Below are 6,147 nucleotides of genomic sequence, written 5' to 3'. Positions count from 1 at the left end.
CGAATCACCGAAAACATTGACCTCACCCCATTTCCCCTGATATCCTCAAAATTAGCAAGAAAAGTATACATTCAAAACATTGTAAATAAAGAGATGATGGAATTCCTGAACAACAAATAAGACGCTAAGCCGATCACAGCAGCGCCTACGATAATTGCTATTTGTTTAATTATTATGCTAAATATTCTTTCCTTCTTCAAGACATGCTAACTTTTCCAACAGATCATAATAACTACCATAAGCATCTATCGTTCCTTTACTTGCTCCTACTGTCAAAGCACCTTTAGGATCTTGCTCTACCCACTTCCTGCTAGCTTCATCCATAATATATCCAAGCTGATGTGTATTGTTAGCAATAAATCGTTGTATTTTGTCCATCATTCATTGTCCTTCCTATTTCAATATCCGTTTTATCTACTAAAAAGAGCACCCATTTCCGTGAGCGCTCTTTAAAGGATTATGAGAATCCCCATTAACGAAAGTTAAGGTTACTAAAGTTAATAAGGTACAAGCAGTATATGCTTGTCCTATTCAAATAGTTCATAAAAAGAGAGCATCCACATCAGTAGATGCCCAAATTTGTAGGAGTTTTCAATGAGTATTGATTAGGGCCTTAGAGAGGTTGTCCCACACTACAATATATGCTTGTCCATCTCAAAAGGTGAAAAACAAAAAGACACCTTATACAGGTGCCTTTTCGAAAACGTAGGGGTAACGCTAAAACACAGCAATGTCATGAAGTTAATATCATTTTATGTTCGATATTTTCTAATATGCATAATGTTCATTATCAGTAGTCAACGATGTAGCGGTACCCCTATATGCTCATATTTTACAATTGTTATGAAAAATAAATACCCTAAATAGCGCTTCTTTTTATTTAGGGAAGTAACCAGCGGGAATAAAGAAATCTTTCTTTACTAATCTATGCTTAAAAATTTTAAAGCATAATTATATGATATTATGAAAAAGAACATTCCCTTACAAGAGGAATGTTCTTTTTTGCGATTCATTCATACAACAACTTGAATCCTATTTTCTTTCAAATGTGGAAATTCATACTATCATATTTTCCCTCTGTTCAAAAGAACGGTACCCTCATACTATGTTTTTTATGGTTATTTTTGGTACCCGTTATTTTTTCTAGAAAACAAAGAAACTTACAAAATCATGTCATCACTACATCCTCTTTTAAGTGGAAACTAATGTGATATAACCGAGAGTGTCCAAACACATTCTATTATTTTTTATAAGATATATCATATAAGGAGGTGTATTCTCTTATGGTATCCGCATGTATTTATCAAGATGGAGATGCTTACTTTTTAATTGTTAAATTCAACGATAAAATCATTTTTAGAGTTTCTCTATCACCAGAATTTTATTCATTACTAGTATTCTTAGGATTTCCAATATGTAGTTAATAGTTATCTATCAACCAACTAACCAATACTAATTGATAATTTTAAACAAACAAATAGGACAAGCTAACAGATCAAAAAAAGCGAAGAAAACAAATTCTGTCATATCTTCGCTTTTTTATTTCGAGTCGCTTACAAATAGGGGTTCCGCTCACATTTTAACGAAAACATACGTTAAGCAATTTTCGACGTGAAAATAAGTGAGGTTAACATAATGCCACTTATTGGAAGTGAATGATATAAACTATTAAATTCTCAAAAAAAATTGGATTCTTTAGCTGAGTAAAGGTATCAAATTTTAAAGTATTTAGCGTCAAGAAGTATGTATCCTATGAAAGTTAAGAGAAGAACAAGAGTAAAAAAGATTGTTTTTTGCTTTTTACTTCTATTTTTAAACCATCCCCATCTTTTACTCTCGTCTTCTAACCAAAAGTAATCAACCACAAGAAATAACAGAATAATTAAGAAATAGAAAAAGATTTTCAGTATAATCATCTCCTTTATTACCCATAGATACACACACTTTTTTTTACTTCCATTTTATAAAAAATTATCTCTTATAAAAAGAAAAACTTTTTTGTTTTTCTACTATTCAAAACAACTTGTTAAAAAGAGTAAAATACAACAAATATTAAACCCTGTGTCTTACCATCTCTTCCACCAAGGTTTTTTAGCTTCTTGATAAATTTCTTCAATCTTTTTATCAAAAGCTATATCTCTTTCTGAAATATATTCAATCATTTTTTGCATATCTTCAATTTGTTGATCTTTTTCTTTTTCCCTTTTTTGAGATTCCAATAACTGTTTTTTTATTTCAACTTCAGTTTCTTCAGATGCTTGCAACTTAGAAATTATCATTTGATTTTGTTCTTCAATTTGTTCTATTTGCTTTTGAAATGAATTTGCTAATTTCTGAATCTCATATCGCATTTTGTGCGAAATCAAATCATCCTTTGATTCCTTATTTATCAACGATTGCACGCTTTGTATCGGTGATTTTTGCTTCTGTCTTCGTATCACTGCTACGGAAGCCGCCATATCAAGGTTTACTCCAGCTTCTTTTCTAGCTTGAATCAAATCTCTAAACGTTAACTCATCTATATCAGTAAAAATCCTTGTGTTATTTTCATTTTTTCGAAAAACATACCCTGCTTTCTCAAGAGATTGGGCGTATTTCCTAACTGTACTTTCAGCAATTCCAAATGTTTTAGCAATATCATGACTTTTTAATTCCTTAGGGATTCCCTCTAACAATTCAATTTTTGTATCGCCCGTATCGGCCATCGCTACCACCTCTTTCTATTTTTATAAGCGATATATCGGCGATATAATATAAATAAACAACACTTAAAATAAACATAACAAAAAATAAAAAAGAATACACAAAAAAATTTAGACAAATTAAGCATATACTCGTCTTTTTTAAACATCAGCATACAATATGATTTAAAACAATCATAATCAAATTTATACACAATTTCATACAAAAAAAGAAAAAAAACAAAATAGCAAAGACCCCTAGAATCCTTGCTATATCAACAATGTATAAAATCCTACATATCGATTTCACATAGAAAAGAAGAGAAAACTTAATAAAATCAAGGATTCCCCCTTGTCCTTGCTACCGATAATGGTGCGTTATGTTTACTTAACATGAATACGATATTCAAAAACTATCATACTCTTATTCGTCTTTTTTATTAGGTTCTTGGATTTGAAGTAGTTCAAAAAAAACACTTAGCATGTCCTGTATTTGAATTCGGTTATCAATAAAATGTTGCAAATTAAATCCATTAAAAAGAGCTATTCCTGCTGTTGCTAAGGTTCTAGCATCCAATGAACTTCCGATAATGCCTTCATTTTTCATTTCTTGAATAAAATGTGTAGTAAACGTCCTCCATTCTTCCATCTGGAAACTAAGTATTTCTTTTATCTGTGGTAATTCATTTGAAATCATACATCCTTGAAGAAACATAGGAGAAGACCCCCTTTCATAGGCCTCATTCAACAAACGCATGCTATGTTTTTTAAATTTATTTAGTAAATCTCGATCTTTTTCATTAAGAGCTTCTTTTAAATCTTCAAAGTAGAAATCAATACCTTCTTTTATCAGTTTTAGTAAAAACTCTTCTTTGTTAGGAAAATGAGCATAGAAGGCACCTTTAGAATAACCAGCATGTTTTACAATCTGATCAATGCTTGTACTAGAATAGCCTTGCTTAGAAAACAATTCAATTCCTGATCGCATTAATTTGTTAATTGTATTTTCTGATTGTTTTTGATGATAATTCACCATAACACCCTCCTTTTTTAAAAAAACTGAATATTTAATTAATCCTAACACATTTCTCAGCATATAATGAATTAATAAATACCAACTAGTTGGTATTTAAAAATAACACTTATAATGGAGTTGATGATTATGTTTAAAAAATTAAAAATGTCTGGAATAGCTTTTCTAATGTCCCTTGGTGTATTATTTGGTTTTGTTCATGTTCCAAGTGCATCTGCTGCTAATAATGATCCAGTAAGTTTAAATTTTAAGAGTACTTATTATCACGAAGCTTCACAATATCGTTATTATACAACTGGTGAAGTTGTTACTTTCAAGGTAACTAGAAGCGATAGTTATAGGGACACTAGAACATTAAACTTTTGGATTGAAGATAAATCATCCAAAAAAATCCCTGGAACAAATGTTTATCTACAAAATTCAAGTTATTTTTCTGATGCTGTAAACATTCCGGCGGATGGATATTATCGTATTCATATGCGATGTTATAAAACAGGATCACCAAATTATAATAACCCTGGTTGTGCTGGTATAGGATCGATGGATGATGTGAAATAACTTATAGACAAAGAAAATGCCGCCCCTCATACTACTTGTAGCTTTGGTATGATGATTTATTCGCAAGAACAAGAAAAAAGTCCACATATAGAATTTTAAAATGACTTCCGCTAACAAGAATTTTGTGAACACGAAAGTTCCCCAGTTAAACAATCTGGAGGACTTTTAATAGTCTTCTAAATACATTGAATCCTGATAATAGGACGTTATGTTAACTCTCTATGAATAAACATTTATAGAGAGTTTTTCTATTTTTTAGGGTTGTATGCTTGTCTTTTGATCTAACATTTGCTTTTTGGCTAGAGTGCTGGCTCGTCGTGTGGGGGCGAAACCCCACGTATGAAACGTATCAATATGTAGCATAAAGACTATTTTTGAGCGATTGATCTAAGCGGTTCGGCTCGTATACTTGCTAGTCCAAGTCGAGAACCATTGCTTTGCTTTTTGTCTGTCGGCTTGGCGAGAAAAGCACACGAGCCGAAAAAAGTTTTGCAAAGACTCTATAAAAAAAAAGGCGTTCGCCTTTAGGTGAGGATGAACGAACCGACTTTTTTATAGAGAGGGTGGAGATTTTTGAGTGTTTTTCTCAAAAATACGACCCGTTCCTTGCGGAACTTTTAGCCCTATATATAAGAGTGAGATAGAGCAAATACAAAAAGTCAGTAATACCAAAGGTTTAAGAGGTTTGAGGTGTTAAAAAAAATTAACACCTGTGTTAAAAAAAATTAACACCTATTTTTTGTAAAGAACAAACAAAAAAAAAAGTGCAATAGCTAATTGCACTTTTTTAAAATAAATATATAGGCAACTTATGTTTTTTCTTACTTCCTTCAAGTTGAATATCTCGTAATGCCTTTGCGAAAATTTGCTGTGTGGCCCTATCAACATCATCCTTTGGTGCATTACATAAAACATTTGGATTAACAAACCAAGTACGAGATGAACAAGTTCTTCCATCTTCAGTTGTTACGCCTGTTTCTGCAACTCCTAAAACTCCTTTAGTAAGTAAATCATTCATCATTTTAGAAATAGATGTTCTTGTTTTTCCTAATTTCTTTGCCAAATAACTTGGAGAAGCAGCATTTGGTTTAACTTCGTCATCATTTTTTTCAACAATAACATTAGATTTAAATTCTAGAAATCTTGAAATATCAAATAAAAATGCCTTTTCTGGTTGAGTTAAATAACCAATTTCACACAAATAATCAATGTTCTCTGTAATCATTTGCACGAACTTCACCCCATCAGTTCGTTTTTTCTTTTTACCAATAAAATAATCTTCACCAGTTGTACTATGTAAGACTTGTAATAATAATTGTTGTTGTTCAGCAGACAAACCAAGTTGAGCTTGTCCAATTAAATCTTCTACCTTATTTTCTCTAACTCTAGCCTTTTTTTCTGCATCTTCAAAATTAACAACTTTACTCATATTTCTCCTCCTATTTTTCATAGGAAACTAGAAACCTAGTAAACATATATACTATGCAATTCAGTTACATCAATTATTGTTTTATATATATTTGTTATGTTAAAATGTACATAGAATATTGAGTTTAGTAGGTTTCCTTGGTCGGTTCCTACTGTTTCCTAATTAATAAATTTTTAAAGAACCTTGTTGGCGCAAGGTTCTTTTTCATTTTACCACAAATTTCTACATAAAACTTTAATCCTCATCAATTGAAAACATCTACTCTTTTAACGCTCCATCCCATAATCTTGGTCTCGTTTTTTAGACTTCATTCTTAATGACTTTTCCTTCTTTTGTTGTTCAATTTCTTTTTGTTTATCACTAAAGAATTTTTGAACTCCATTACGCTCACTATCATCTACAAAATGGCGCTTCAACAGCTTTTTCCCCATTTTATCTAACACAGT

The 6,147-nt window shown here is 31.2% G+C and carries 5 protein-coding genes and 1 pseudogene; 1 reads left to right on the top strand and 5 read right to left on the bottom strand.

The window, feature by feature from the left end; genetic code table 11:
- Positions 1 to 177: 177 nt before the first annotated feature.
- The 3 genes from JDS96_RS29375 to JDS96_RS29365 all read right to left on the bottom strand — a co-directional run bounded on the left by JDS96_RS29375 (position 178) and on the right by JDS96_RS29365 (position 3,717).
- Complete coding sequence (locus JDS96_RS29375; protein WP_199668945.1) at positions 178 to 381, bottom strand: hypothetical protein; 204 nt, start codon at positions 379 to 381, stop codon at positions 178 to 180.
- A gap of 1,685 nt (positions 382 to 2,066) precedes the next feature.
- Entirely contained in the window at positions 2,067 to 2,675 is a 609-nt protein-coding gene (locus JDS96_RS29370; protein ID WP_242480023.1) for a hypothetical protein, read from the bottom strand.
- Between the two features lie 430 nt (positions 2,676 to 3,105).
- On the bottom strand, positions 3,106 to 3,717 hold the full coding sequence (locus tag JDS96_RS29365; RefSeq protein WP_206777249.1) for a TetR/AcrR family transcriptional regulator: 612 nt from the start codon (positions 3,715 to 3,717) through the stop codon (positions 3,106 to 3,108).
- 126 nt (positions 3,718 to 3,843) lie between these two features.
- On the opposite strand from JDS96_RS29365, the gene JDS96_RS29360 reads away from it, so the two are divergent.
- The gene (locus tag JDS96_RS29360) at positions 3,844 to 4,272 is read left to right on the top strand and encodes a hypothetical protein (protein ID WP_199668942.1); all 429 of its coding nucleotides are present in this window, start codon (positions 3,844 to 3,846) and stop codon (positions 4,270 to 4,272) included.
- Between the two features lie 787 nt (positions 4,273 to 5,059).
- Here the strand turns inward: JDS96_RS29360 and JDS96_RS29355 are convergent.
- Positions 5,060 to 5,701, bottom strand: coding sequence for a MarR family transcriptional regulator (locus JDS96_RS29355; protein WP_199668941.1), 642 nt, complete (start codon positions 5,699 to 5,701; stop codon positions 5,060 to 5,062).
- A 266-nt stretch (positions 5,702 to 5,967) separates the two neighbouring features.
- Positions 5,968 to 6,147: pseudogene (locus tag JDS96_RS29350) on the bottom strand (MobV family relaxase); the annotation flags it as partial.

This window comes from Bacillus cereus group sp. N21 (assembly GCF_016483395.1).
GTDB lineage: Bacteria > Bacillota > Bacilli > Bacillales > Bacillaceae_G > Bacillus_A > Bacillus_A pseudomycoides.
This window is presented reverse-complemented; position numbering and strand designations above follow the sequence as displayed.